This window comes from Streptomyces sp. C (genome assembly GCF_000158895.1).
GTDB classification, from domain to species: domain Bacteria; phylum Actinomycetota; class Actinomycetes; order Streptomycetales; family Streptomycetaceae; genus Streptomyces; species Streptomyces racemochromogenes.
Genome location: NZ_GG657750.1, coordinates 6,899,642 through 6,901,047 on the forward strand (window position 1 = coordinate 6,899,642; position 1,406 = coordinate 6,901,047).

General features: G+C 75.9%; 1 protein-coding gene and 1 pseudogene. Both read right to left on the reverse strand.

All coding sequences use genetic code 11. The annotated features are described in order from the left end of the window. A pseudogene (locus SSNG_RS42500) lies at window positions 1-454 on the reverse strand (hypothetical protein); the annotation flags it as partial. After that, complete coding sequence (locus tag SSNG_RS30965) at window positions 447-1,124, reverse strand: response regulator transcription factor (protein WP_042802399.1); 678 nt, start codon at window positions 1,122-1,124, stop codon at window positions 447-449. The gene SSNG_RS30965 and the pseudogene SSNG_RS42500, both read right to left, overlap by 8 nt. Window positions 1,125-1,406: the final 282 nt, after the last annotated feature.

Below are 1,406 nucleotides of genomic sequence, written 5' to 3' on the forward strand. Positions count from 1 at the left end.
CCGGTGTTCGCCGCCGAGCGGCCGGACCCGCCAGGTGTGGAAGTGCCGTTCCGGGACCGGACGGCCCGCCGGGGCCGAGCGCGGGCGCGCCGGCCAGGTTGGGGGTGGCCCGCAGCACCCGGCCGCGGGCGCCCACCACCTGGACGAAGTCGGCGCCCGGCAGCGGGGCGCGCATCCGGTCCAGGCCGCCGGAGGCGGCGAGCCGGGCGATGGTGACGGCCTGCCGCTCGGCGTCGCGCTCGGCGTTGCGCAGCAGGTTGGCCTTGAGCAGCCCGAGCAGGGCGAACGAGGCCAGGGCGAGGGCCGCCGCCACGACGACGACGGCGCCGGCCGTCGCCCTTCCGCGGACGGTGGCGGGCCCGATCCGCCGCAGCAGGCGGTGCACGGGTCCGCGTACGCGGCCGAGCGGGCGGCGCACCGCGCCGGACTCCGCCGGGGCCGGCGCCTCAGCCACCGTCGGCCGCCAGCCGGTATCCGGCACCGCGCACGGTCTCCAGGGCGGACCGGCCGAACGGCGCGTCGATCTTCCGGCGCACCGCGCTGACGTGCACCTCGACCACGTTCGGATCGCCGTCGAAGGCGCTGTCCCACACCTGTTCCAGGATCTCCCGCTTGGGCACCACCTCGCCGGCGCGCCGGGCCAGGCACTCCAGCACCGCGAACTCGCGGGCGGTCAGCCGTATCTCCGTCCCGCCGCGGGAGCACAGGTGGCGCGCGGGGTCGACCAGGAGGTCGCCGAACTGCATGGTCCGCGGGGCGCGGCGGCCCGTACGCCGGCCCAGGGCGCGGAGCCGGGCGACGAGGACGAGGTAGGAGAAGGGCTTGGAGAGGAAGTCGTCGGCGCCGGTGTCCAGGGCCTCCGCCTCGTCGTACTCGCCGTCCTTCGCCGTGAGCATCAGGATCCCGGACTCGTTGCCGGCGGCGCGCAGCCGGGCGCAGACGCGGTAGCCGTTGAGGCCCGGCAGCATGATGTCGAGCACGATCAGGTCGTAGTCGTGCTCGCAGGCCATCCACAGGCCCTGCGGCCCGTCGTGGGCGACGTCCACCGAGAAGCCCTCCGACCGGAGCCCCCGCTGGAGGGCGAGCGCCAGCCGTCGTTCGTCCTCCACCACCAGTACGCGCATGCCGACCAGGGTCTCAGGTGGGGTGCGGGCTTTGCTGAAGGGGTCTTCAGGCGGCTTCAGGTGGGCTTCAGCATTGCCTCGGCATGCTCGGCGACGAGCCGGGCGTGGTGCCCGGTGGTGCCTGAGGAGTCCCGGTATGTCTGAGTCTTTGCCGCCGTCCGACCCGTCCGACCAGCCCGACCCCACCGCCCAGCAGCCGGCGAAGCCCGCGCGCAAGGGGCTGGGCGGCGTCGTCCCCCGTGGCACGGGCGCGCGCTGGGCGGTGGCCGTCGGCGCGGCCGC